17 protein-coding genes are annotated in these 24,840 nt (G+C 62.6%); 6 read left to right on the forward strand and 11 right to left on the reverse strand.

Translation table 11 applies throughout. The annotated features are described in order from the left end of the window. Window position 1 precedes the first annotated feature (1 nt). Window positions 2-3,580: a reprolysin-like metallopeptidase gene (locus BUB62_RS09480; protein ID WP_073109195.1), complete on the forward strand. Its 3,579-nt coding sequence runs from the start codon at window positions 2-4 to the stop codon at window positions 3,578-3,580. Between the two features lie 244 nt (window positions 3,581-3,824). Here BUB62_RS09480 and BUB62_RS09485 read toward each other — a convergent pair whose 3' ends face one another. The 4 genes from BUB62_RS09485 to BUB62_RS09500 all read right to left on the reverse strand — a co-directional run bounded on the left by BUB62_RS09485 (window position 3,825) and on the right by BUB62_RS09500 (window position 12,224). Then, the gene (locus BUB62_RS09485) at window positions 3,825-5,939 is read right to left on the reverse strand and encodes a helix-hairpin-helix domain-containing protein (protein ID WP_073109198.1); all 2,115 of its coding nucleotides are present in this window, start codon (window positions 5,937-5,939) and stop codon (window positions 3,825-3,827) included. Continuing rightward, window positions 5,936-6,790 (reverse strand): hypothetical protein, encoded by an 855-nt coding sequence (locus BUB62_RS09490; RefSeq protein WP_073109200.1) that lies wholly within the window; start codon window positions 6,788-6,790, stop codon window positions 5,936-5,938. The genes BUB62_RS09485 and BUB62_RS09490 overlap by 4 nt, the downstream gene beginning before the upstream one ends. A gap of 192 nt (window positions 6,791-6,982) precedes the next feature. Next, on the reverse strand, window positions 6,983-9,685 hold the full coding sequence (locus tag BUB62_RS09495) for an FG-GAP-like repeat-containing protein (protein WP_073109202.1): 2,703 nt from the start codon (window positions 9,683-9,685) through the stop codon (window positions 6,983-6,985). A gap of 220 nt (window positions 9,686-9,905) precedes the next feature. Then, the gene (locus BUB62_RS09500) at window positions 9,906-12,224 is read right to left on the reverse strand and encodes a S46 family peptidase (protein WP_084538990.1); all 2,319 of its coding nucleotides are present in this window, start codon (window positions 12,222-12,224) and stop codon (window positions 9,906-9,908) included. A gap of 329 nt (window positions 12,225-12,553) precedes the next feature. On the opposite strand from BUB62_RS09500, the gene yidD reads away from it, so the two are divergent. Further along, entirely contained in the window at window positions 12,554-12,775 is a 222-nt protein-coding gene (yidD, locus tag BUB62_RS09505; RefSeq protein WP_073109204.1) for a membrane protein insertion efficiency factor YidD, read from the forward strand. An 87-nt stretch (window positions 12,776-12,862) separates the two neighbouring features. After that, window positions 12,863-13,741, forward strand: coding sequence for a hypothetical protein (locus BUB62_RS09510; RefSeq protein ID WP_073109207.1), 879 nt, complete (start codon window positions 12,863-12,865; stop codon window positions 13,739-13,741). 140 nt (window positions 13,742-13,881) lie between these two features. On the opposite strand, the gene lgt is transcribed toward BUB62_RS09510, so the two are convergent. The 5 genes from lgt to BUB62_RS09535 all read right to left on the reverse strand — a co-directional run bounded on the left by lgt (window position 13,882) and on the right by BUB62_RS09535 (window position 19,269). Then, complete coding sequence (lgt, locus tag BUB62_RS09515) at window positions 13,882-14,787, reverse strand: prolipoprotein diacylglyceryl transferase (protein ID WP_200799913.1); 906 nt, start codon at window positions 14,785-14,787, stop codon at window positions 13,882-13,884. Between the two features lie 71 nt (window positions 14,788-14,858). After that, window positions 14,859-16,781, reverse strand: a complete 1,923-nt coding sequence (gene nadE, locus BUB62_RS09520) for an NAD(+) synthase (RefSeq protein WP_073109209.1) — start codon at window positions 16,779-16,781, stop codon at window positions 14,859-14,861. Window positions 16,782-16,945: 164 nt separating this feature from the next. Continuing rightward, window positions 16,946-17,695, reverse strand: coding sequence for a ribonuclease III (gene rnc, locus BUB62_RS09525; protein ID WP_073109211.1), 750 nt, complete (start codon window positions 17,693-17,695; stop codon window positions 16,946-16,948). Beyond that, window positions 17,695-18,945: a beta-ketoacyl-ACP synthase II gene (gene fabF / locus BUB62_RS09530; RefSeq protein ID WP_073109213.1), complete on the reverse strand. Its 1,251-nt coding sequence runs from the start codon at window positions 18,943-18,945 to the stop codon at window positions 17,695-17,697. Before fabF ends, rnc begins: the two co-directional genes overlap by 1 nt. A gap of 87 nt (window positions 18,946-19,032) precedes the next feature. Beyond that, window positions 19,033-19,269, reverse strand: coding sequence for an acyl carrier protein (locus BUB62_RS09535; protein WP_073109216.1), 237 nt, complete (start codon window positions 19,267-19,269; stop codon window positions 19,033-19,035). Window positions 19,270-19,431: 162 nt separating this feature from the next. Here BUB62_RS09535 and BUB62_RS09540 point away from each other — a divergent pair, with 162 nt between their 5' ends. After that, window positions 19,432-19,860 (forward strand): IPExxxVDY family protein, encoded by a 429-nt coding sequence (locus BUB62_RS09540; RefSeq protein ID WP_073109217.1) that lies wholly within the window; start codon window positions 19,432-19,434, stop codon window positions 19,858-19,860. A gap of 105 nt (window positions 19,861-19,965) precedes the next feature. Continuing rightward, a complete protein-coding gene (gene pyk / locus BUB62_RS09545) occupies window positions 19,966-21,405 on the forward strand; it encodes a pyruvate kinase (RefSeq protein ID WP_073109218.1) in 1,440 nt (479 codons plus the stop codon). Window positions 21,406-21,486: 81 nt separating this feature from the next. On the opposite strand, the gene BUB62_RS09550 is transcribed toward pyk, so the two are convergent. Both BUB62_RS09550 and rpsT read right to left on the reverse strand, forming a co-directional pair. Further along, a complete protein-coding gene (locus tag BUB62_RS09550) occupies window positions 21,487-22,986 on the reverse strand; it encodes a T9SS type A sorting domain-containing protein (RefSeq protein ID WP_073109219.1) in 1,500 nt (499 codons plus the stop codon). 136 nt (window positions 22,987-23,122) lie between these two features. After that, a complete protein-coding gene (gene rpsT, locus BUB62_RS09555; RefSeq protein WP_073109221.1) occupies window positions 23,123-23,380 on the reverse strand; it encodes a 30S ribosomal protein S20 in 258 nt (85 codons plus the stop codon). A gap of 283 nt (window positions 23,381-23,663) precedes the next feature. Between rpsT and BUB62_RS09560 the strand changes: the two genes are divergently transcribed. Beyond that, a complete protein-coding gene (locus BUB62_RS09560) occupies window positions 23,664-24,836 on the forward strand; it encodes an MFS transporter (protein ID WP_073109222.1) in 1,173 nt (390 codons plus the stop codon). Window positions 24,837-24,840 lie beyond the last annotated feature (4 nt).

Genomic DNA, 24,840 nt, shown 5'->3' on the forward strand with positions numbered 1-24,840 from the left:
TATGATTTCAAGCTTTACGAAGGCAGTGCGTACATGGCAGCCAGCCCTGTTGGGCGGCCTGTTGTTCGCGGCGGCCGGAGCACCGCACAGCGCCACCGCGCAGCGCGTGCTGTGGGCCGATGATGCGCAGACCGCGCCCGCGGCCCGCCAGACCATGGCCCGTATCAGTCAGTACCGCCCCATTTCGGTGCAGCTGGAGGCTATGCGCGCCACCCTGGCGCAGGCCCCCACCGAGCAGGGAGCCGGGGCCCGCAACTCGGCCACGGTAGTTTCGCTGCCAATGCCCGACGGCACCTCCCAGCGCTTCCGCGTGGTGGAAGTGCCCGTGATGGCGCCGGCGCTGGCCGCCAAGTACCCCAGCATCAAAACCTACGCGGCGCAGGGCATCGACAACCCCGCCGCCACTGCCCGTCTCGACGTGACGCCCGCCGGCTTCCACGCCATGATTATGCAGGCCGGCCGCACGGTCTACATCGACCCTACGGCCAACGGCGACACCGAGCACTATGTAGTGTTCGATAAGCAGGCTATGAACCAGAAAGGGTTTACCTGCCTTAATACCGATGCCCAGGACGTGGGCGTGCCCCAGCCGGCCACGCTGCCGCGCGTGCCCAACGGCACCCAGCTGCGCACCTACCGCATGGCCCTGGCCTGCACCGGCGAGTATGCCGCGGCCGTGTGCGCCCCGGCGGCCGCCACCGTGCCGCTCACGCTGGCCAAAATGGTGACCTCCGTGAACCGCGTGGATGGCGTGTATGAGCAGGAAGTGGCCGTACGCCTGGTATTGGTAGCCAATACCGACCAGCTCATCTACCTGAACGGCAGCTCTGACCCCTACACCAACAACAGCGGCTCGGCTATGCTGACGCAGAACATCAGCACCGTCAACTCCATTATCGGCTTCTCCAACTACGACATTGGCCACGTGTTCAGCACGGGTGGCGGCGGCGTGGCCTATAAGCCTTCGGTCTGCCTCACCAACAAGGCTGGCGGCGTAACGGGCCTGCCCAACCCCGTCGGCGATGCCTTCGATATTGACTACGTAGCCCACGAGGTCGGCCACCAGTTCGGCGGCGACCATACCTTCAACAGCAGCACCGGGAACTGCGCCGGCGGCAACCGCGCCGCCACATCGGCCTACGAGCCGGGTTCCGGGGTCAGCATCATGGCCTATGCCGGCATCTGTGCCCCGCAGGACCTAGCTAACAACAGCATTCCGTACTTCCATTCGCGCAGCTTCGACCAGATCGTGGCTCACATCACCGGCGCGGGCAACTGCGGCGTGGTGACGGCGACCAACAACGTGGTACCCGTAGTAAATGCCGGAGCCAACTACGCCATTCCCTACCGCACCCCGTTCACCCTCACCGGCTCGGCCACCGATACCGATCCGCTGACCTACTCGTGGGAGCAGTACAACCTGGGGGCCGCCGGTTCTCCTAGCGTACCAGTAGGTGATGCGCCGATTTTCCGGATGTACTCGCCCACGGCTTCGCCTTCGCGCACCTTCCCCAAGATCTACAACCTGATTACCAATACCGACACCATCGGGGAGCAACTGCCCACGTACGCCCGCAAGCTGATTTTCCGCCTCGTGGCCCGCGACAACCGCGTGAACGGCGGCGGCGTGGACTACGACTCGATGAACGTGGCCGTGGTTTCGACGGCCGGCCCGTTTGTGGCTACCTACCCGAACACTTCGGGCTCCATCATTTCGTGGCTGGCCGGTACACCGCAGGAAGTGCGCTGGGACGTGGCCAATACTACCGCGGCCCCCGTTAACGCGGCCAACGTGGACATTATGCTCTCTACCGACGGCGGCCGCACCTACCCTACCACGCTGCTGGCCAACACGCCCAACGACGGCGTGCAGACCCTGACGCTGCCCGCCACGCTGGCCAGCTCATCTACGGCCCGCATCAAGGTGCAGGCTTCGGGCAATATCTTCTTCGATATCTCGAACCAGAACTTCTCGCTCCGCGCCGCCACGGCTCCCACGTTCTTCCTCACGCCCAGCGTGGCCGGCAATGCCGCGCTGCCCAACGTGTGCGCCGGCAGCACCACTACGTTCAACGTAGCGGTAGGTCAGCTGCAGGGCTTCAGCGGCGCGGTTGCGCTGTCGGCGGCCAACCTGCCTACGGGCCTCACGGTTTCTTACGCCAATGCTACGGTGAACACCGGCAGCAGCACTCAGGTGACGGTGACGGCCAGCGCCGCCACGGCTTCGGGTACCTACGTTATCAACCTAGTAGGCACCAGCGGCAGCGTTACGCAGACGCAGCCCATGCAGATTGTGGTGCGCCAGGCTTCTACGGTAGCCCCCGCGCCCGTTGGTCCGGTTGGTCCGAATCGCACGTCTACCCGGCCCCGCTTCACCTGGAATGCCCTGGCTGATGCCGTCAGCTACGAGGTGCAGGTAGCCACTGACGCCGCTTTCACCAACATCGTATTGACGCAGGCCAACATCATCGGCACGGGCTTCACGCCTACCACCGCCCTGACGGCCAATGCCACCTACTTCTGGCGCGTGCGGGCCGTGAGCCCCTGCGGCACCACACCGTTCTCGGCCGCCACGCAGTTCCAGACTGGTCTGGAGGTTTGCAATACCATTGTGGCCACGCAGGTGCCGCGCGTTATTCTGCCCAGCGCCAATGCGAGCGTTACTTCCATCATCAACGTAGCCAGCTCCGACCGGGTGGTGGGAGTGCGTCTGCGCAACCTGGCTATCAACCATCCCGACGTAAGCGAGCTGGAAATCAGCCTGACCAACCCCGCCGGCCGCTCGGTGGTGCTGTTTTCGCGGGCCTGCCCCGGCACCAGCAACCTGAGCCTGAGCTTCGACGACGCGGCCGCCGCGGCCCTGGCCTGCCCCCTCACCACCGGCACCACCTACCGCCCCGCCAACCCGCTGGCCGCGCTGATTACGGACCAGCCCAACGGCAGCTGGACGCTGCGCATCACGGACAACACGGCCGGCAACGGCGGCACGCTCACGGGCTGGAGCCTGGAGCTGTGCACCATCGGCGATGTACCGGCGGCTCCTTCGTCGCTGTCGGTTCTGCCCGGCACGTTCACGAACGGCGGCACGGAGAACGTCATTCTGTGGGCCGATAACTCGGGCAACGAAACCAGCTTCCAGCTGGAGCGCTCCTTCAACACGAACACCAACTTCCAGCTGGTGAGCACCACGGGAGCCAACGAGACGAACACCGTGGACCGCGTGACCACCAGCGGCCGCTACTACTACCGCGTGCGGGCCTGCAACGCCATCGGCTGCTCGGCCTACACCACTGAGGCCACGGTACTGAGCAACCGCAACACGGAATTGCTGAAAGGCATCGAAGTGTATCCGAACCCCAGCACGGGCATCTTCAAGGTGAACGTGGACAACGGTCAGCGCGGCAACATTACGTTGCGCGTGACCGATGCGCTGGGCCGCACGGTAGCCACCGAAACCCTCGTGAAAGGTGCCGCCGCCCTTCAGCATTCGCTCGACCTGAGCAAGCTGAACACCGGCGTCTATCAGCTGCACCTCGACCTGCCCAACGGCACGGCCGTAACGCGCCTGATGAAGCAATAAGCGGCTTTCGCGCTTATACCCGAAAAGGGCGGCTCCGTGCGGAGCCGCCCTTTTTTTGTGTGGCTTTTCTTGGGAGAGTGGTGATTGGGGTGATGTGTCCGCCCTCTGTCATCCTGAGCTTGCGAAGGACCTTATCACGTTCGAGGTGATACTACCGACTTGTTCGACTGGCACAAGGTCCTTCGCAAGCTCAGGATGACAGAAGACGGCGCGCCAACGTCGGCCTACGCGCCATTCACCCTCGCTAAAACCGATACCGCGCCTGCGCTTTCACTTCGCCGCGGCGCGGGCCCTGAATTTCCTCTAGGCCGGAGCCGATGGTTTGCTGGTGGCGGTAGTGGGTTTCGGCGTAGCGCAGCCATAGCGTGAGGTGGCGGGTGCATTTCACCTCCGCAATGGCATAGAGGCGCGTGCCCTGGCCGGAGAGGGCCGGAATGGAAAAGGCGTAGAGCACGTCCTGCTCGAACACGTACTGGCGGGTGTCGTAGTCGTCGGTGTCGAAGAGGGCGTAGCGGCCGCTTAGCTTGAGGGCGCGGCCCAGCGCTACGCTGGCATCCTGGGCCAGCACGTAGCCGGTGCGCAGCGGGCCGCCGTCTTCGCGGTAGCGGGTGCCCTGCAGGCGGGTGCGTAGGCTCAGGGCCAGCGTGGGGCTGGTATCATAAAACAGCAGCAGGCTTTGACGCGTGGTGGGCACCGGCAGCGGCACCAGGCGGCCGGGGTCGGCGGGGCTGGCATCATACTCCTTCACGCGGGTGCGCAACTGGGCGTAGAGCAGGCTGGTTTTGGACGGCGTGAAGGCCAACCGCACCAGCCAGTCGTGGCCCTGCGAGGGGGCCGACACCTGGTACTTCAGCCACGGAAACCAGAACTGGTCGTAGTAGGCCGACAGCTCCCAGCGGGCAATAGGACGCACTTTCAGCCCCGCATACAGGCCGCTTTCGTTGATGTTGCGGGTGTTTTCGCTCAGGGCGTTGCCGTAGAGCGTGTGGAAATCGGGGCTATAGTGGCGGTAGAGCAGCGAGGCATCCACGTTGGTGGCCAAGCTGGCCAACACGCCGTTCACCGTGCCCAGGCCGCCGCCGGTAGAGCGGGCGGTTTCGCCAAACAGCAGTAGGTTGCGCACCACGTAGCTGTAGTGCGCCCCCACGCCCAGGTTGTCGCGGCCCCGGAACTCGTAGCGGTTGTACAGCTCCGGCTGCCGCTGCAGGGGCTTGTCGAAATGCGTATTGACGGCCGTGAGGCCCGCGCTGAAATGGCCGCTGCGGCTCACGTAGCTCACGTTGCCGCCCCCGATGGTTTCGCGCAGTACCTGCCGGTTGGCCAGCTCGCTGGCCGTGCGGTGGAAGCCGGTGAGCAGCACACCCGAGGAAAACTCATCGAACTGCGCCAGCGAGTCGGTGGCCGACTGCACGTTGGCATCGGCCCGCTTGCGCGAGACGAAGGCCGTGGCCCGGATGGTGGGCGCGAGGGCCACCGTGGCCGCCGCGCCCCGAAAAAACGTGCTTTCGAGCAAGGAGGAGTAGGCCCGCACGCCCAGGCTGCTGCGCCGGATGGTGGTGATGGTTTCGGCCCCCTTCCCCACCTGCAGCCCCGACGAGAGCAGCAGCCCCTGCCCGAACTGCAATTGGTAGTCGCCGAGGGCCAGGGTTTTAAGCCGGCCGCGCTCCTGCAGCAGAAAGTGAGCGGAGTAGAAGTCGGCCCCGTAGCGGCGCTGGGCGGGGTTCCAGGCAAATTGCTCGCCGGCATCCTTTTCGGCCGTGAGGCCCAGGCTGAAGTCGCGGGCGTGGCTGACGCGGTAGCGCACCATCAACTTATCGGGCGAGCCGAGGTAGCGGCTGCTCAGGCCGCCGCTGCGGGTGCTGTCGGTGGGCGTGTAGCCCTGGCGCTGCTGCACCACCCGCTCGTAGCGCACAAACAGGGCGTTGTTTTCTTCGCGGGCAATGCGCTGCCAGAGGGAGCCCCGGCTGCCGCTGGCATTGGTCTGCACTGCCACAAAAGGAGCCACGCGGTAGATGGTGCGCAGATCGAAGCCGGCCACGCTCTGCAGCTCATACAGGCTAATGAGGCTGCCGCGCTGCTGCCGGTGGTCGAGCAGGTTGGAAATCTGGGCTTCGGAGAGCAGCAGCAAGCCGCGCAGCTCCTCGCGGCTGGCCGTGTTCAGGTTGAGCGGGGTCTGGTAGTACTGGAGCAGCGTTTCGTAGAGGTCCTCGTAGGGCACCTGGTCGCTCTGGATTTCGGCAAACAGCTCCTGCACCAGCCGGTCGAGGTCGGCCGCGGGGCGCACGTATTCCTGGGCGCGGGCGCGGGGCGCGGCCAGCAGCCACAGCAGCGGCAGGGCCAGCAGATAGCGGCGCTTCATTGGGCTTTGGGGCGTTGCAGGCTCACGCTCAGGTGCTGGCTCAGGCCCAGCCGGCTCTGCCACACGGCCGCGTAGTCGAGCCGGAACACGCCGGCCCGCAGGCCCACGCCGCCGCTGGTCTGCTGGCTTAGCGACGTAAACCCGGCCCGCACCGCCAGCGCCTCCACGGCCTGGTATTCGAGCCCGGCCTTGAAGTCGGCGGCCTGGTCCACGTCCTTCTCGGTTTCCACATTCAGCCGCACCTTTTCGGCGGGCTGATACGAGAGGCCGGCTTTTAGCACCGTGGGCACCCGCTCGTCGTCGTAGCGGGCCAGCTTCGCCTGGTTGATATTGTAGATGTACGCCCCGAAAAACAGCCGGCGCGGCACTACTTCGGCCTGCCCGCCCAGCGAGGCGGCCACCGCCCGGCGGCTGCCCAGCCCCTCAATGCTGACCTGCAGCACATCGACCCGCGCCCCGAGGCTGAACAGGCCGCCCTTGTAGCCGTAGCCCGTACCGATGCGCTGCTCGGAGTAGAGCTTGTCGCCGAAGCGCTGCACTTCCACGCCCACCACGCCGTTGCGGGCCTTGCCGCTGTTGGGCAGGCGGCCCAGCGGCAGCGCGGCAGTCAGCACAGCATTGCTCAGGGCCCGAATAAGGAAGCGGTTTTCGGCATACACGCCCCCGAAAGCCTCGGTGAGCTGGCCCAGGCCGGCCACGTTGTTGCCCATGGCCCAGCCATCGGCCAGCGCCACGGAGGCATTGCCCAGCGCCGCGGCCCGCGCCCCACGAATGCCGGGGCCGTTGCCCTGGGCTTGGGCCGAATAAGAAAGCGCGAATAAAGAAATCAGAATAACGTAGCGTTTCAGCATAAGCAGCAGAGCAGATTTTGCGAATAAGGACACCAATACAATGCTAGCATTTTCCCGGCAATAAACTGTAATATATTCTTCGCGAAGTCAGCAATTTATTTTACCTATCACCTCTCCCGTGGTGCATAAAAAAGCTCTTTCACGGGCAGTGAAAGAGCTTTTTTCATGGATGATTGGCAGCGCAGCCGGCGGCTACTCCACCAGCACGCGCCGTATGGCTACACCCTCCGCGGTTCGCACTTTCACCACGTACACGCCCGCGGGGCCGGCCGGCAGCTGCAGCAGCTGCGGCTTCTGCAGCGAAGCCACCCACTGCTGCCACACCACGCGCCCGGCCAGGTCAGCCACGGTCACGTCGGCGGGACCGGCGGCCGGGGCTTCCAGCCAGAACCGCCCCGCCGGCGCGGGGTTCGGGTAGAGCTGCAGCCAGGTGGCCGGGAGCTGGCCGGCGGCCGTGGCGGTACTGAGCACCGGCGGCACCGTGACGCGGAACGTGCGCGTGATGGTGCCATTCGTGCTTTGGCCGTTGCTTACCGTAAGGCTGATAACGACCGTGCCGCCGCGCGTGGCGCTGATGGTGTAGGGCAGGCTGCCGGTGCTGGCGGGGCTGGTGTAGCTTACCGGCCCCACAGCCACCAGGCCCGCATCGGAACTGACGGCCGTGACGGTGAGCGGCAGCGTCTGGCCAGGGTCGCCGTCGGTAATGCCGGTGAGTGGCACGGGCAGCTGGCTCGTCAGGCTGCGGTCGGCGGTGCGGTCAGCGATGGGGTCGAGGGTGGGCGGGCCGGCCGCGCTGCCGGGCTGGTAGAATATCCGGAAGGTGCGGCTGAAGCTGTTGCTGATGGCCTGCCCGTCGTTCACGGTGAGCGTGACGGTGGCGTAGAGGCCGGGCTGCAATGCGGCGACCGGCAGCACGTACTGCCCGGTAGTGGCCGGGCTGGTATAGGTGAAGCTGCCGTTGGAAATGGCCCCGCCGCCCGCCAACGATACCGAGGCGGCCAGCGTCAGCGTCTGATTTTCATTGGCTGCGCCCGAAGTGATGCCCGACAAAGCCACCGCAATCTGGCTAGTGGCAGCCTGGGTGATGATGACATCGGGCACCGCGTCCAGCGTGGGCGCGTCGTTCAGGGGCGCGATGCTGACGGTGAACGTGCGGCTGATGGTGCCGTTCTGGGGCTGCCCGTCGGAGGCCGTTACGGTGATGGTGCAGGTGCCGAACGCATCGGGGGCGGGCTGGAAGCGCAGCGTGCCGGTGGTGGTGGGGCTGAAGTAGCTGATGGTCGGCGGGGGAATCAGCGCGGGGTCGGAGCTGCGGACGGTGAGCGTGACGCTCTGCCCGGCATCGCCGCCGTTGCTGATGCCGCTCAGGGCCACGGTTTGCGGACCGGCATCTTCGCTCAGCGTCAGGTCGGCGAGGGCATTGAGAGTGGGCGGATTGTTCTGGTTGGGGTTGGCGGCGGGGTTGTAGCGGTAGAGTGAAAGCAGATCATTAGTGGCAGTGGTCGTCACGATATCGGTGCGGCCGTCGCCGTCGAAGTCGCCGGCCAGGGCCTGGCGCGTGCCGCTGGGATTGGCAAAGCTCACGGGCTGATTGAAGCTGCCGCCCACGTTGCGCCACACCGACAGCCGCGCCCCATCCGTCACCAGAATGTCCAGGCGGCCGTCGCCGTCGGCATCTGCCGCGGTCAGGGAGCGGTTGATGGAGCCGCTGGTGGCCAGCTGCGAAGAGAATATCTGCACGCCCTGAAACGCCGTGCCCGAGGCGGCCCGCTCGTACAGCAGCAAGTCGTAGCCGCCCTGCGACGAGCTGGCGGAGCGCAGAATCAGCACGTCGGTGCGGCCATCGTCGTCGAAGTCGGCCACCGCCAGCCGGTACTGAATCAGCGACAGCGCGGTGGTTTCTGGGGCATTGAAGCCGGTATTGGCCGCATTGCGCAGCAGCACCGTGAGGCCACTGCTATTGATACCCAGCAGGTCAGTCAGTCCATCCTGGTTGAAGTCGCCCACCGCCAGCGCCTCATTGGTATTGGGGCCGCCGGGCGCGGGCTGCAGCTGGAAGCCGCTGCCCGTGTTGCGCAGCCACTGCAGCGGCCCGCTGTTGGAAGCAATGTTGACCTTGGAAATGAAAACGATGTCTGGCAGACCGTCGTTGTCGGCATCGGCCACGCGCAGCGTGCGCAGGCCGGTGGTGCCATCGGCCAACCGCAGTCCGCCCAAATCCGGATTCTGTGCTGAGGCAAACCCGCCGCCCGCGCTGCCCAGCAGCACCGATATATCCAGGCTGCCAGCATTGCCCACCACCAGGTCGGGCCGGCCGTCGCTGTTGAGGTCGGCTACCTCCAGCTGGCTGGGCAGAAAGCCTCCGAGCAGCTGAATAGGCGGCTGAAACTGCCCGGCCGCGCCATTCAGCAGCAGCGTCACGCTGCTGCCGCCGGTGGCCGCGGCCCCGCTGGCCGTCAGAATATCCACCAGGCCATCGGCATTCACGTCGGCCCCGGCCACATCGTTCACGTTGCTGGCGGCCGGGTAGTCGGTGCGCTGGTAAGTGGCCGTGTTCAGCGCCCCGGCAAACGTGAGCCGGAACGCGGCGGTGCTGGCTTGCCGGCCCGTGGCCGTATTAATCACGGTGATGATGCTGGGCGACCTAGCGCCGGCGGGCACCGTGGCGCTAAGCTGGGTGGCGCTGGCCGCCGTGAGCGTAGCCCGCACCCGCCCCACAAACACCGCATTCTGCGCTGCCGTAGCCGCAAAGCCACTGCCCGTCAGGGTGATGGTAGTGCCCGCCGGGCCGCTGGCCGGGGCCACGGTAGTGAGCGAAACTGGATTCTGGGCCCGGCTCGGGGCAGTCAGGCCAACCAGCAGCAGGCTGAAGAGGGCGAGTAAACCGTGTTTCATGGGAGAGCAGAAAAACGTGCGACTAGTCTTATGCAGGACTGCAACCGCCAAAATTTGTTGCGCTTAGCCACGACTATTTTTGCCTTTCGCGGCAGTGACATTGGTAATGCGGACAGTGGTCCAGCCGCTGTTTTATTCCTCACAATGCTTCTGCACAAAAAAGTGCCCCGGCATCTTCCGATACCGGGGCGCTTTGGTAGCGTGGTGCTGGAACGGGGGCTTACATGCCCGCGCCGGCTGCTTCTTTCTCTTTCTTCTTTTTGACTTTGGTTTTGCCGCCATCAGCCGACTTCACTTTCATCTTTTCCACGTCGCTCATCTCGCCGAGCATGGCCGCGCCGCTGCCGGCCGGGCCCACGCCGGGGTTCGGGCCGTTATTCACGATGGTCATTTCATCGACCAGGCTCTTGGCCCCGCCCAGCTTCTCGATGCACCAGAGCACGTAGCGGATATCCACGTTGATGCAGCGCTTCAGGTTCGGGTCGTAGGCCAGGTCGCCGGTCATGGCTTCCCAGTTGCCGTCGAAGGCAATGCCGATCAGCTCGCCGCGGCCGTTGATGACGGGCGAGCCGGAGTTGCCGCCGGTGATGTCGTTATCCGTAATGAAGGCCACGGGCAGCTGGCCGTTCTTGTCGGCGAAGCGGCCGTAGTCCTTGGCCTTGAGCAGGGCCAGCTCCTTGACGGGCACCGCAAACTCGGGGTTCGTGGCATCTTCCTTCTCCAGAATGCCCTGAGCGGTGGTTTTGTAGTCGTACTGGATGGCGTCGCGGCCGTTGTAGGGGCGCACAGTGCCGTAGCTCAGGCGCAGCGTGGAGTTAGCGTCGGGCGAGTACACCTTGTCGGTATTCTTGGCCCGCAACGCGGCCACGTAGGCGCGGTTGGCGCGGCCCAGTGGGGCCTGGAAAGCCTGCTGCTTGGGCAGAATGTTCTGGGTGTAGTTGGTATACACCGAGTTCATGGTGGCGAAGGCCGGATCTTTTTCCAGCTGGGCCAAAGTCGGCTTGGCCAGGAAGGCTTCCACTTTGGCTTTCGAGGTCAGGAAGCTGTTGGCAAACACGTAGTCGGCGTACTTCTTCAGCGAGCCGCCGTACTGCTTCTCCACGGTGCGGAAAATCTCCGGGTGCTGAGCCTTGGGCACATCGGTGTAGTACATCTGCATGAGGGCCGCGTACACCTTTTTATCGGTGGCTACATTGTAGTCTTTGAAGAACTCTTCCACCGGCTCTTTCAGGTCGGCGGTGGCTTTTTTCACGGCGGCGGGGTCGGCTTTGGGGTCTTTCAGCAGCGTGTAGAGCGGCAGCATCCGGGCGGCGAAGGCCGTCAGCTCGTTGCCGAAGGCGGCCTCGTTGAGGTACACGCTGGTCAGGTTGTACTCGCGCAGGCCGGTGTAGCTCTGGTTGATGTCGTTCAGGGCCGCGCCGTAAAGCTGGGTGCGGGCGGGGTCAGCGGCAATCCACTGGGCCAGGGCGGCCTCTTCGGTTTGCTTGGCCTCCACCGTTTTCAGGCGCTTCATGCCCTCGTTCTGACCCAGGTAGTACTTCCAGTAGTTGGCGATGCCGGCGTACTTAGAAGCGTATTTCAACCGGATGTCGGGGCTCTGGTCCATGTCTTCCTTCCACAGCTTGAGGCGCTTGTCGCGCAGCTTCACGCGGGCGGGGTTGCTCTGGTCCAGCGTCAGCTGCAGGCCGGCGGCGGGCAGGAAGCGCTGGGTGCGGCCCGGAAAGCCGAACACCATGGCGAAGTCGCCCTCGCTCACGCCCTGCAGGCTTACCGAAAGGTGCTTTTTGGGCTGGTAGGGCACGTTATCGGTCATCGGCCCGGTGGTGGGCTTGTTGTCTTTGGAAGCGTACACGCGGAACATGGAGAAGTCGCCAGTGTGGCGGGGCCACATCCAGTTGTCGGTGTCGCCGCCGAATTTACCCACCGCTTCCGGCGGCGCGCCCACCAGGCGCACGTCGCCGAAGCGCTGGTACACGAAGAGGTAGTATTCGTTGCCGGCGAAAAAATCGCGCACGTAGGCCACGTACTGGCCGTTTTCCTTGGCGGCATCGGCTATTTCCTTCTGGTGCTTCTGCACCAGGGCCGTGCGCTCCTGCTCACTCATTTGGGGCGTCACGCCCTCCAGCACTTTGGCGCCCACGTCTTCCATGCGCACCAGAATATCCACGAACAGGCCGGGGTTGGTTTTTTCATCGGCGGGCGTGGCGGCAAAAAATCCGTCCTGGAGGATATTCTTTTCGGGGGTGCTGTGGCTTTGCAGCGCGTCGTAGCCGCAGTGGTGGTTCGAGAGCATCAGCCCGCGGCTGCTCACAAACTCGCCGGTGCAGAAGCCGCCCAGCTGCACGATGGCATCTTTGAGCGAGGCGTTGTTAACGTCGTAAATTTCTTCGGCCGTCAGCTTGAGGCCTTTTTTCTGCATGTCGGCGTGGTTGAGGCGCTTCACGTAGAGCGGCAGCCACATTCCTTCGTCGGCGCGGGCAGCGCCGGGCAGCAGCAGCACGGCCAGCAGCGCCAGGGTAAGCCAGTTCAGTTTTAGCATGGGAATTTGGGGGTAAGTGGAAAGGATTTGCAGCCAGCGGCTGTTGTCTGATTCAAAGATCAAACTTACGAACTGGCCGCGAGTTGTTGGCAACACCGCTGACGGAAGTCTGAAATGGAGCGCAGCGCAATGCGACTTCCAGCCAACTACACGCGGCAAGTCTCCAGACTGACGACCGTTGAACGAGCAGCTCGCTTATATTTCGCAAATCACCTGTTCGCTTCCCGTGCCGCAAGTCTGGAAACTTGCCTCGTGCGTCCGGCCGGAAGTCGCGCCTGCGGCTTCAGACTTCCGCCAGTCGCTCCAATCCCTCTATTTTACCTCCCCCAATGTCCTTTCTCTTCCGGCAATTCTTTCTGGCCCTGATCTGGATTTACCAGAAGCTGATTTCGCCGCTCACGCCGCCCAGCTGCCGTTTTCAGCCTACGTGCTCGGCCTACGCGGCCCAGGCGCTGCACAAATACGGGCCGTGGCGGGGCGGCTGGCTGGCCCTGCGCCGCATCGGGCGCTGCCACCCCTGGGGCGGCCACGGCTACGACCCCGTACCCTGAAGGCGGTTTTTTGCGTACACGCCAGTTCTCGCTGCTGCCTCCGCCTCGCGGGCCGGGGCAGCTTTTTTTGCACCATAGCCGCTCCTTATGCGCCATATTTTTGCTTCCACCACCCTTCTGAGTGTCCTCGTTTTGGGCAGCTGCACCGATGCCCAGAGTGACGACAAACCCGGAAAGGGCAAGAAAAACAAGGATAAAGCCGACGACCTGACCGAAGAGCTGGTGCCCGGCCTGCAGAAAGTAGGCGAGATGAGCAAAGTGACGGAAAGCTCCGGCCTGGCCCGCGCCAACACCGCCGGCACTTTCTACACCCACGCTGATGCCGGTAACGAGCCATTGCTCTATAAAGTGGACATGACCGGCCGCCTGCTGGAACGCTCCCAGCTCCCGTTCACCAACGTAGACTGGGAAAGCCTGGCCCAGGACGATAAAGGCACGCTGTTCATCACCGACGCGGGCAACAACAACAGCTCCCGCCGCGACCTGGCCATCTACCGCCTCAACCCCGGCACCTCGGAAACCACCAAAATCAGGTTCGCCTACGCCGACCAGCGGGCCTTCCCGCCGGGTAAGAAGGAGCGTAACTTCGACTGCGAAGCCTCTATCTGGCACGCCGGCAAGCTCTACCTCTTCACCAAGGACCGGGCTCAGCAGCGCACCAGCAAGGTGTATACCCTCCCCGATCAGCCCGGCGACCAGACCGCCCGCCTGCTCACCAGCCTTAGCATTCCGGGCGAAGTGACCGATGCCAGCCTCAGCCCCAACGGCCAGCGCCTGGCCCTGCTGGGCCGCGAAGAACTGTTTATTTTGGACGGCAGCGACCTGGCCTCAGCCCTAAAAGCCACGCCCCGCCGCTTCTCCCTGAAAGGTGCCGGCCAGACCGAAGGCGCGGTTTTTCTCGACGACCAGACGCTGATGATCAGCACCGAGGAAGGCTTTTTGTATCAGTATAAAATTCCACAGTAAGCACGACTGTAGAGACGCATAGTTACGTCTCGGCATTGCTGATATTGTTCAGACTGCACCTGTCGTTCAATGCCAAGACGCAAGTATGCGTCTCTACACCGTTCCCCACAAAAAAGGCCCGCTGCACAGCGGGCCTTTTTCTATTTCACTTTGACAACAGAGTCTTTCCGCGGCACGGGCTCATCCAGGTCCCGGGGCGCGTAGCCGTAGGGATTATCGGGGTTCTTGCCGGCTTGCCAGAGCACCCAGATTCCGACCAGAATCAGCGGGAGGCTGAGCAGCTGACCCAGGTTCATGTGCGTAAGCTCCAGCATCTTCCGGTCCCATTCGCCCTGGTCTACTTTCAGGTACTCGCCCAGAAAGCGTTGCGTGAAGAGCAGCACTACAAACAAACCAAACAGCAGCCCGCGCGGCGTGCGGTCCTTGGTGCGGTTCCAGAGCGTGTAAAGAAGGATTAGCAGCACCACGCAAAACAGCGCCTCATACACCTGCGTGGGGTGGCGCAGCTCGTTCGGAATGTTGGTCAGCTCGTGGTGAATCTCATTGTAGCGGGCAAACTTGAAGGCCCACGGCACATCGGTCTGCTTACCGATAATCTCGGAGTTGAACAGGTTGCCGGTCCGGATCAGCGCCCCGCCAATGGCCACCACAATCACAATCCGGTCGAGCACCCAGAGGTAGTCGAACTTGTTGTTGCGGGCAAACAGCCAGCAGGCCAGCAGAATACCGATGGTCGCGCCGTGGCTGGCCAGCCCGCCTTCCCATATCTTGAGAATATCGAGCGGGTGCGCCAGGTAGTACTGTGGATCATAGAACAAGCAGTGCCCCAGCCGCGCCCCCACCACCGTGCCGATGAGCATATAAATGGTAATCACATCGACCCAGCGCGGCGACACCCGCTCCGACTTATAAATGTGCGACAGCACGAAGGTGCCAATCACGAAGCCCGACATGAACAGCAGCCCGTACCAGCGCAGCGTCAGCGGGCCAATGTGGGCGATGACCGGGTCGGCGGTCCAGGTAATGTAAGCAAGCAAAGAAACCATAGGGAGTTATTTCGGGTGCAGCGGTAAAGGTAACGGTTTGCAGACGCGGCGTAGTAGGTGGAGGCGGGACGCTACAGCGCGTTTAATTCCTGCTGAAAGCCGCCGCTCAGGATCGGGAAGCGCAGCCAGGAGCGCGGGTCCACATTGTAGTCGTCGAGGTGGAAGGCCGGGGCGTACCGCTCGCGCTTCCACTGGTTGCGGCTCCAGAGGGTGTAGAAGCGTCGCACGTACGTTTTGAGCTGCTCGGGTTCGTAGCCCTTTTCCTCGGCCACCAGCGTAGCCAGCACCTGCGCGGGGCTGAGGCGGTTGTAGAAGGCCAGCCGCTCGATGCGGTTGAGCAGCACGTAAGGCATCAGGTCCCGCTCGTCGGTCTGCTTGTCTTCCAGGGGGCGCAGCTCGGCGGTGGGCTGCAGGGCATTCACGTGGCGCAGGCCGGGGTAGCCCAGCTCGGTTTCGGCCCAGCGCAGCCACTTTTTCACGAAGTCCTTATCCACGCCCGCAATGGGCGAGATGCTGCCGGCCGTGTCGCCGTCCATGGTGCAGTAGCCCACGGAGGCTTCCGAGCGGTTGGAGGTCGTCAGCAGCAGGCAGTTGAGCACGTTGGCCAGCATCCAGATACCGGGGGCCCTCACCCGCGCCTGAATGTTCTGCAGGGCCAGGTCGTCGGTCTGCCAGGTCAGTGGCCGGCCCAGCGCGTGCTCAATCTTGCCCACGTAGCCGGTCACTTCCTGGTCAATTTCCCAGTTGAAAAACACGGCCCCCAGCGAATCAGCCAACTCTTTGGCCGAGGTATAAGTATCATCCGACGAGTTGACGGTGCCCTGGTACGCGCAGGTGAGCAGGTGGCGTACCAGCTGCTGGTTTTCGCTGAGGCCAGTGGAGCTGAGCGCCGCTGGAGCAGCTTCCGTTTTTTGCAAAGCGGCGCCGCCGGCTCCGGTTTGCTGCACTACGTCTTTAGCAGCCTCAAAGCATCCACTCCGCCGCTTAAACTCCTCTACGCCCAGCTCGGCCACGCCCAAGCGCACCATTTCGGCCACGCCCACGGCGCACATGCACGAGTCAGCCCCGCCGCTCAGGCTCAGCACGAAGCCCCGGCTGCGGGCCTTGCGCAGATAGTCGAACAAGGCCAGACTCAGCGCCTGATTCAGCTCACGGTATTCGTCGGGCACGGGCAGCGGCGCAATGGTTTCCACCAGCGGCAGATCGGCTTGAAAATCAACGTCTACGCACTCCATGTCCACTTCCTTGAAGCTCAGCAGCTGGTTGCGCAGCAGCAGATGGCCGTTGCGGGCTACCAGAATTTCGCCGTCGTAGATCATGCGGCCGGCCTCGTTGCCGAGCAGGTTGGCGTAGAGGTAGGTGCAGCGGAAGTTGCGCGAGGCATTCAGCACCAGGTTGTAGCGCACGTCGGTTTTGCTCATGGCAAAGTGGCTGGCCGACGGATTCACAATCAAATCTACCCGCCCCATGAGGCGGCAGGCGGGCCGCTCGTCGTCGGGCCGCCACGCATCCTCACAGATTTCAAAGCCGAACCGGACGCCCTGGTGTTCAAATACCAGGTCGCCGATGGGCCACTGCTGCCCTTCCCAGGCCACAGTGCCCGTTTCGCCGGCCCGCCAGGAGGTAAACCAGCGCGGCTCGTAGTGTACGCCGTCATTAGCCAGAAACTGCTTGGCCGCGAAGCCCAGAATTTCGCCGTCGCGCAGCACGGCGGCCGTGTTGTAGGTGCGGTGGTTCAAGCGGATGGGCAGGCCCACGCACACCAGAATGCCGTTGGTCCAGGGCCGGATCTGCTGCAAATGCGCCAGCGCCGACTCGGGCAGCCAGTCGCTCAGAAACAGATCCTCGCACCCGTAGCCCGTCAGGCATAGCTCCGGCAGACACAGCAGCTCCACGCCGGCCGCTTTGGCCTGCTCAATGGCCTCACGGATGGTGCGCAGGTTGTGGTTCCAGTCAAACGGTATCTGGTTGAGGGCAGCGCCGGCTATTCGCATGATTCACGGAGATGAATTGGTTTTGCAAAACAACTCCATTTCCCCGACTTGGGTTGTCCGAACACTGCGCCCTCTGCGTCTCTTCCGCGTCCTCTGCGGGCTAAGTCGTTGTTACGATTTTAGCCCGCAGAGGACGCGGAAGAGACGCAGAGGGCGCAGTGTTCTTATATTCCCAGGGCCGTGAGGGCGCGCTCGGCGGCCAGCTGTTCGGCTTGTTTTTTACTGAGGCCCATGCCTGTGGCAATGGCTTCTTCATCCAGCACCACGGTGGCCGAAAACTCCATCACCCCGCCCGAGCGCGCCTCGCCGGTCAGGTCGTAGCGAATGGCTTTGCCGTTGCGCTGCGCCCACTCAATGAGCTTGCTCTTGAAGTTGGTGGTGGTTTCAGTCAGGGATTTCACATCCACGAAGGGCTTGATCAGCCGGCCCAGCACGAATTTGCGGGCAGCTTTGTAGCCCTGATCGAGGTACACGGCGCCCACCAGCGCCTCCAGCGCGTTGCCGTTTACGGAGCGCGAGCGGGCGGCGCGGCCCTGCGCGGGGTCCAGTTGCACGAGTTTGTCCAGCCCGATTTTCAGGGCCAGATGATTCAGGCTCTCGCGGTTCACGATGCGGGAGCGCAGCTCCGTGAGAAAGCCTTCCTGCTCGTAGGGGAACTTGCGAAACAGATACTCCGCCACCACGGCCCCCAGCACGGCATCGCCCAGAAACTCCAGCCGCTCATTGCTCTGGTGCCGGCCCGTGTCGCCCTGCTGCCGCACGATGGACGAATGGGTGAACGCCAAATGGTAAAGCCGCACGTTATCAGGCGTGCGGCCGGTTACCGTGGCAATGGCTTGCCGAAACGCTCTGTCGTGTCCCAGCAACCGCCGGAAAAAGCCGAAAAGCGGCAACGGCTGCCCCGGACGAATCATTATTCGGTGAACTTGCGGAAGACCACCGACGTGTTGTGGCCGCCAAACCCGAAGGTGTTGCTCATCGCCACGTTCACCTCGCGCTTCTGGGCCTCATTGAACGTGAAGTTCAGGCGCGCGTCCAGTTCGGGGTCGTCGGTGAAGTGGTTGATGGTGGGCGGCACCACGCCGTGCTGAATGGCCAGAATGCTGGCCACCGCCTCAATGCCGCCCGCGCCGCCGAGCAGGTGCCCGGTCATGCTTTTGGTCGAGCTGATGTTGAGGTTGTAGGCATGCTCACCAAATACCTTCTGAATGGCTTTGATTTCGGCCCCGTCGCCCAGCGGCGTGCTCGTGCCGTGGGTGTTGATGTAGTCCACGTCTTCGGGGCTGATGCCGGCATCGCGCAGCGCGTTCTGCATCACCAGCACCACGCCTTCACCCGTAGGGTCGGGAGCGGTGATGTGGTAAGCATCCGATGAGAGGCCGCCGCCGATAATTTCGGCGTAGATCTTCGCGCCGCGGGCTTTGGCGTGCTCGTAGTCTTCGAGCACCAGCGCCCCGGCCCCTTCGCCCAGCACGAAGCCATCCCGGTCCTTGTCGTAGGGCCGCGAGCCTGCTTCGGGGTCGCCGTTACGCTCACTCATGGCCTTCAGGGCGTTGAATCCGCCCACGCCGGCCTCGGTGATGGCTGCTTCCGAGCCGCCGGTCACGGCCACATCGGCCATCCCCAAGCGTATGTAGTTGTAGGCCGCCACGATGGCGTCGGACGATGAAGCGCAGGCCGAGGTGGTCACGAAGTTGGGGCCGCGGAAGCCGTTCTTGATCGAAATGTTGCCCGACGAGGAGTCGGCAATCATTTTCGGAATGAAGAACGGGTTGTAGCGGGGCGTGCCGTCGCCTTTGGCGAAGTTGAAGCACTCGTCCTGGAAGGTTTTCAGCCCCCCGATACCGGAGCCCCAGATGACGCCGACGCGGTCCTTGTTCACGCCTTCCAGCAGGCCGGCGTCTTTGATAGCCTCATCGGAGGCAATGACGGCGAACTGGGTGAACAAATCCATCTTCCGGCCTTCCTTGGTGGGGAAGTAATCGTCCGGGTTGTAGTTTTTGACCTCGCAGGCAAAGCGGGTTTTGAACTTGCTGGCGTCGAAACGGGTGATGGGCGCGGCACCGCTCACCCCGGCAGCCAGCCCGTCCCAATATTCGGCGACGGTCTTGCCCAGCGGGGTAATGGCACCAAGGCCGGTCACAACAACTCTCCGAAGAGACATAGGCGATTGGGAGACTGATAGAAAAGCAAAACGGCCGGCGGCGAGCCGGCCGGTAAGCACTAAATGGGGGTAGAAAGACGCAAAAGCTTACTTAGCGTGCTCTTCCAGGTAGCTGATGGCCTGACCCACGGTGGCGATGTTCTCGGCCTGGTCGTCTGGAATGGATACGTTGAATTCCTTTTCGAATTCCATGATCAGCTCAACGGTATCCAGGGAATCAGCACCCAGATCATTCGTGAACGATGCTTCCGGCGTTACTTCCGAAGCCTCAACACCAAGCTTATCAATGATAATGGCTTTTACTTTTTCTGCAATTTCAGACATTTCCGTGGGGGTTTGGGGAAAACTAGGCACAAATAACACTAACTTCCCTAACATTGTCAAACCGAGCCGCCCGAATCTTGCGGGTATAAGATTTGGGGCCGCCGGGTTTCAACCGGCCGCCGGTGTGCGTAGTTTTGCCCTCCCCGCTTTGGTAGCCCGCTTATGAAAACGCTAACGCTCGACGTAGAGTACGATTGTGACTTCGACCTGTTCGGCATCGTCTCGTCGAGCCGGGAGCACAAGCTGGCCTGGACGCTGAACAGCACGCTACGCCTGCGCCTGGTGAAGCAGCAAGACCTGATCTACGATCTGCTGGCCCAGGGGCGGCTGGTTATCAGCAACTACCTGCACGCCACCGAGAACCTGTCGCTGCGCCTGTTCCGCAACCGCTCCGTGGACCCCTCGCCGCTCAAAAAGCCCTTTCTGGCCCCCGACATCAAGGAATACGACTACCTGATTCAGGTCAGCAACGGCTACGGAGCGCTGGCCCCGGAGGAACTGCTGGAGCAACTGACGCGGCTGCCGGAGGTGCAGTATGCCTGCCAATTCGACCCGAATTCGTTGAAATTCAAAGAAAACTTGCTCTTTTGAGGACTGTAACGTCCGCCTCCAAACAGGCGAAACGATTGCACAACCCGTCCGGTTTACTTTGATTTTTCCTCATTTCACCCTGCCTAGCCTCGGTGCTACTCGCCTATGGAACCTCGTCCGCACTTCAATAAAACCAAAATCGTGGCCACCGTCGGGCCGGCCTCCAACACCTACGAAAGCCTAGGCACGCTGATGCGCGAGGGCGTAGACGTGTTTCGGCTCAACTTCTCGCACGGCTCCTACGAAGATCACCTGTCCGTAATCAACACGGTGCGGCGGCTGAATAAGGACATGCGCACCAACGTGGGCCTGCTCCAGGATTTGCAGGGCCCCAAGATTCGCCTCGGTGAGGTAGAAGGCGGCGGCGTCGAAATCAAGCGCGGCGACAAGATCAAGCTGGTGTGCGGCGAGAAGGAAATCAGCACGGCCACGCGCCTGAGCACGATTTATCTGGGCTTGGCCCGCGACGTGAAGCCCGGCGACATGATCCTCATCGACGACGGCAAGATTGAGTTGAAAGTACTGGCCACCGACCGCGACCAGGAAGTGGACGTGGAAGTGATTTATGGTGGCCTCGTGAAGCCCCGCAAAGGCATCAACCTGCCCGACTCGGAAGTCTCGGCCCCGGCCATGACGGAGAAGGACATCGAGGACCTCAAGTTTGGTCTGGAGCACGATGTGGACTGGGTGGCGCTGTCGTTTGCCCGCCGCGCCGATGACATTCGCTTCATCAAGCGCCTCATTGCCGAGGCCGGCAAAACCACTCGCGTCATCGCTAAGATCGAAACGCCGGAAGGCCTCAAAAACCTTGACGAAATCATTGCCATTACGGATGCCGTAATGGTGGCCCGCGGCGACCTAGGCGTGGAGGTGAAGATGGAAGAAGTGCCGATGGCCCAGAAGCTCATCATCGAGAAGTGCAACAAGGTAGGCAAGCCCGTGATTGTGGCCACCCAGATGATGGAAAGCATGATTACGGCCCCCCGCCCCACTCGCGCCGAAACCAGCGACGTGGCCAACGCCGTGATGGACGGTGCTGACGCGCTGATGCTTTCGGCCGAAACCGCCGTGGGCGCGTACCCGGCCGAGGTTATCCGCTCGATGGTGGGCACCATTCTGAGCGTGGAAACGCGCACCAGCAGCCTGTTTCACCATTGGTTCCCGATTGATGCCACTGCCCCCACGTTCATGGTCGACAGTCTGCTGTCGGCGGCCTGCCACTTGGCCAAAAACACAGGGGCCAAAGCCATTACCGGCACCACGCACCGCGGCTACACGGCCTTCCAGATTGCCAAGTACCGCCCCAAGGCCAACATATTCATCTTCACCGACAACCGCGCCCTGCTCACGGCCCTCAGTCTGGTATGGGGCGTGCGCGGCTTCTACTACGACCGCCTGGTGAGCACTGACAATACCGTGTCGGACATCAAATACATCCTCACCACCACCGGCCACCTCGCCCCCGGCGACGTGTTCATCAACACCGGCTCCATGCCGATTCTCGATAAGGGCCACGCCAATATGGTGAAGGTAAGCGTAGCCTAGCACCGCGTAGGCTCCTGCCAAGAAAAAGGCCGTCTGAATCATCAGACGGCCTTTTTGCTTTAGCTGCTTGTCGTAGTATGGCTATTGCTGATGCTCCAGGCGCAGGTGTTGCGCCGCTTCGCCGGGGGCCTGCACTTCCACAATGTAGAGGCCCGTTGCCAGGCCCTGCAGGGCCAGCGTGGCGGTGGTTTGGCCGGCCGGCAGCGGCTGCGTGTGCACGATGCGGCCCATCCCGTCGATGAGGCGTACGGTGGTAGCGGCGCGGGCCGGCTGGGCCAGCGTGAGCGTAGCGGCGGCCGGGGCCGGGTTGGGATGCAGCCGGAAGGTGGCAGCGGCCCGCGCGGCCTTCACCGGCAGCAGGGTGGCAAACTCGGTGCGGTTGCCGCAGGTTTGCGGGGTGCCGTTGACGGTGCGCTGATAATAGGTGAGGTAATGCTCGTATTGTGCCATGACACCGACTGCCTCACCGGTCGCGCTACCCCAGGCAAGCATATCAAGCCCCGGTCGGTATTCATTCGCAGTTCCACCGTTGCGGTATAGTCTCGTTTGCACCAGCTTTACGGGGGTACCACAGAGACCTGCTACCCGGTTTGTTACAACTGGTTGGCCCATCGTGACAGCAGATCCGATTGGGGCCTCTTGCCGGTACTCATAGGCCAGCAGGGTAGTGTAATTCAACTTAAGAATGCTACTGCTACTGACCCATTGTCCTGTGCGCCGCGAGGCCGAAATGCGAATTACCGACACGGGAGACATAGTTGAGCCACTATTAAAGCAGCCTGGGGGATTGAAGTAATTTGTTCGCTCTTGCTGGCGGAAAGTATAAATGATGCTGTCAGCCGTGATCTGACGGCTCAGCACGCGACGCAACAGCCAACCGCGGTAACAAGGCAGGCCAGAATGGTTAACCGGCTCAAACTCATATCCCAGTTCGTCCCCCACCTGCAAATCAACCAAGGTCAGTGGGTTGTAGTAGCTGCGGCCGGCCGCGTCGGGGCGGCGGGCCAAGGTTAGCATTCGGGGCGCGGGGCTCCCGATGCGCAGGTCCTGCGGAGCCGATACCAGTCCGTTGTTTTTGCTCAGCACTACCGTCAGGCTGCTGCCCACGCGGAACGTAGCAATGGAGTCCGTGACCCCATCAATTTGGCTGATGCCGCGCGAAAGCAGCGTGGTAGGCATGCCCACATCGGTATTGGCACTGGTCCAGCTGGTGCCTACGGGCACGAAGGGCTTCAGCACCAGCGCCACGTCCAGCGTGCCGACGGGAGTGGTTCCGCCGTTCCAAAACAGCACGTAGGTGCGTTGGGCCACATTGTAGCGTAGCTGTCGGCCAAACTGGTTGTTGACGGACTTACGCCAGCTGAAACTGTTGCTGCGCCGCATGATGCGGTTGAAATAATACACCGAGTCGGTGCCCTGTACGGCGGCGGAATCCAGGCGGAGCGTCAGTACGGTGTCGGCGGCGGCGTTGCGAAAGGCGTGCACGTCGCCGTTGGGGCGGAAGGGCCGCCAGTTTTGGGCCTGGGCGGGCAGGCTGCTTAGGCAAATGCACACTAGCAGGAATTGGTAGAGTTGTTTCATACGAAAAATGAAAGGATGAATGGATATGACCGGGAAAAGGTAGCAAATAATCTGGCCGCGCCAAGCAAACGTGAAAAGGCTCCGCGCTTGCGCACGGAGCCTTTTCTATAAAAGAGCAGATCGGTCAGATGGGTGCCTAAGCAGCCAGCGACGATACGAACTTAGCCAGCTTCGATTTGTTGTTGGCGGCTTTGTTCTTGTGGATGATGTTCTTCTTAGCCAGACGGTCCAGCATCGACGACACTTTCTTCAGCAGCTCCTGAGCAGCCGTAGCATCGGTGGTAGCACGCAGCTTTTTGATGGCGGTGCGGGTGGATTTAGCCTGGTAACGGTTCAACACGCGCTTCGCTTCGTTGGAACGGATGCGCTTGAGGGCCGACTTATGATTTGCCATGAGGATGGTAAAATTGACGTTCTGCTCGGTTTTGTATTCAGTTGGGGTGGCAAAGGTAAGGCTTTGACTGGAAATACCAAATGGTTCACCCCGAAAATCCTGTGGCTCTCTTCCTTGTCATCCTGAGCCCAGCGAAGGACCTTATGGGGTAAGAACGACAAGCGTAACAACGACTCGTTCTGACCTGATAAGGTCCTTCGCTGGGCTCAGGATGACAGATGGCGCGAAAGCACTACCGGTTGGAAATGCGTTATTTCCCCGTTTCCTTCCGGCACCCCTTCGCATGAAATACCTCACCCGCACTATCTGGCTACTCTCGCTGGTCAGCCTGTTCACCGATCTGGCCAGCGAAATGCTCTACCCGGTGATGCCGCTGTATCTGCGCAGCATCGGCTTTTCGGTGGTGCTTATTGGGGTGCTGGAGGGCGTGGCCGAAGCCACGGCGGGGTTGAGCAAAGGGTACTTCGGGCAATGGTCGGACCGGCTGGGGCGGCGGCTGCCGTTTGTGCAGTGGGGCTACGGGCTCAGCGCCCTTTCCAAACCCATGTTGGCCGTGCTGGCCGCGCCGTGGTGGGTGTTCTTGGCCCGCACCACCGACCGGCTGGGCAAGGGTCTGCGCACCGGGGCCCGCGACGCGCTGCTCTCCGACGAAACCACGCCCGCAACCAAAGGCCGCGTGTTCGGCTTCCACCGCTCCCTCGATACGCTCGGGGCCGTGCTGGGGCCAGCCGTAGCCCTGCTCTGGCTGGCCCTGCGCCCCGGCGACTATCGGCTGCTGTTCGTGCTGGCTTTTCTGCCCGGCCTAGCGGCTATTTTCGTCACGCTGCTGGTGCGCGAAAAGCCGCGGATGGCTTCCAACCGGCCCGTACTGCCTTTCTGGGCCTCTTTCGGCTACTGGAAACAGGCCCCGGCGGCCTACCGGCAGGTGGTAGGCGGGTTGCTGGTGTTTGCCCTGTTCAATAGCTCCGATGCCTTTCTGCTGCTGCTGGCCCGGCAGCGCGGGCTGCCCGATGCTACCGTTATCGGGCTCTACATCTTCTACAACCTGATTTATGCGCTGGCGGCTTTCCCGGCCGGCTCCCTCTCCGACCGGCTGGGGCCGCGCCGGCTGCTGGCAGGTGGGTTGCTGCTGTTTGGTGCCGTATATGCTGGCATGGTCATCGCGCAGGAAATATGGGCATTTGGGCTGCTGTTTGGGCTATATGGGCTGTATGCGGCAGCCACCGAAGGTGTGAGCAAGGCCTGGGTCAGCAACCTGTGCGCGCAGGCGGACACGGGCGCGGCGCTGGGCACCTTTGCCGGGCTGGGCAGCCTGGCCGCTCTGGTAGCCAGCATTTTTACCGGCTACGTGTGGCACACGTTTGGGCCGGCAGTAGCCTTTGGTCTTTCGGCAGGCGTGGCGGCCGGCGTGGCGCTGTATTTGGCGCTTATCAGGCTGCAGGCGGCCCCGGAATAAGCTC

The organism is Hymenobacter daecheongensis DSM 21074, from assembly GCF_900141805.1.
GTDB lineage: Bacteria > Bacteroidota > Bacteroidia > Cytophagales > Hymenobacteraceae > Hymenobacter > Hymenobacter daecheongensis.

What these genes read in the sequence shown, in the direction of transcription:
- BUB62_RS09480 (WP_073109195.1), top strand. Translation starts at nt 2, where the DNA reads ATGATTTCAAGCTTTACGAAGGCAGTGCGTACATGGCAGCCAGCCCTG.
- BUB62_RS09485 (WP_073109198.1), bottom strand. Translation starts at nt 5,939, where the DNA reads ATGAAGCGCCGCTATCTGCTGGCCCTGCCGCTGCTGTGGCTGCTGGCC.
- BUB62_RS09490 (WP_073109200.1), bottom strand. Translation starts at nt 6,790, where the DNA reads ATGCTGAAACGCTACGTTATTCTGATTTCTTTATTCGCGCTTTCTTAT.
- BUB62_RS09495 (WP_073109202.1), bottom strand. Translation starts at nt 9,685, where the DNA reads ATGAAACACGGTTTACTCGCCCTCTTCAGCCTGCTGCTGGTTGGCCTG.
- BUB62_RS09500 (WP_084538990.1), bottom strand. Translation starts at nt 12,224, where the DNA reads ATGCTAAAACTGAACTGGCTTACCCTGGCGCTGCTGGCCGTGCTGCTG.
- yidD (WP_073109204.1), top strand. Translation starts at nt 12,554, where the DNA reads ATGTCCTTTCTCTTCCGGCAATTCTTTCTGGCCCTGATCTGGATTTAC.
- BUB62_RS09510 (WP_073109207.1), top strand. Translation starts at nt 12,863, where the DNA reads ATGCGCCATATTTTTGCTTCCACCACCCTTCTGAGTGTCCTCGTTTTG.
- lgt (WP_200799913.1), bottom strand. Translation starts at nt 14,787, where the DNA reads ATGGTTTCTTTGCTTGCTTACATTACCTGGACCGCCGACCCGGTCATC.
- nadE (WP_073109209.1), bottom strand. Translation starts at nt 16,781, where the DNA reads ATGCGAATAGCCGGCGCTGCCCTCAACCAGATACCGTTTGACTGGAAC.
- rnc (WP_073109211.1), bottom strand. Translation starts at nt 17,695, where the DNA reads ATGATTCGTCCGGGGCAGCCGTTGCCGCTTTTCGGCTTTTTCCGGCGG.
- fabF (WP_073109213.1), bottom strand. Translation starts at nt 18,945, where the DNA reads ATGTCTCTTCGGAGAGTTGTTGTGACCGGCCTTGGTGCCATTACCCCG.
- BUB62_RS09535 (WP_073109216.1), bottom strand. Translation starts at nt 19,269, where the DNA reads ATGTCTGAAATTGCAGAAAAAGTAAAAGCCATTATCATTGATAAGCTT.
- BUB62_RS09540 (WP_073109217.1), top strand. Translation starts at nt 19,432, where the DNA reads ATGAAAACGCTAACGCTCGACGTAGAGTACGATTGTGACTTCGACCTG.
- pyk (WP_073109218.1), top strand. Translation starts at nt 19,966, where the DNA reads ATGGAACCTCGTCCGCACTTCAATAAAACCAAAATCGTGGCCACCGTC.
- BUB62_RS09550 (WP_073109219.1), bottom strand. Translation starts at nt 22,986, where the DNA reads ATGAAACAACTCTACCAATTCCTGCTAGTGTGCATTTGCCTAAGCAGC.
- rpsT (WP_073109221.1), bottom strand. Translation starts at nt 23,380, where the DNA reads ATGGCAAATCATAAGTCGGCCCTCAAGCGCATCCGTTCCAACGAAGCG.
- BUB62_RS09560 (WP_073109222.1), top strand. Translation starts at nt 23,664, where the DNA reads ATGAAATACCTCACCCGCACTATCTGGCTACTCTCGCTGGTCAGCCTG.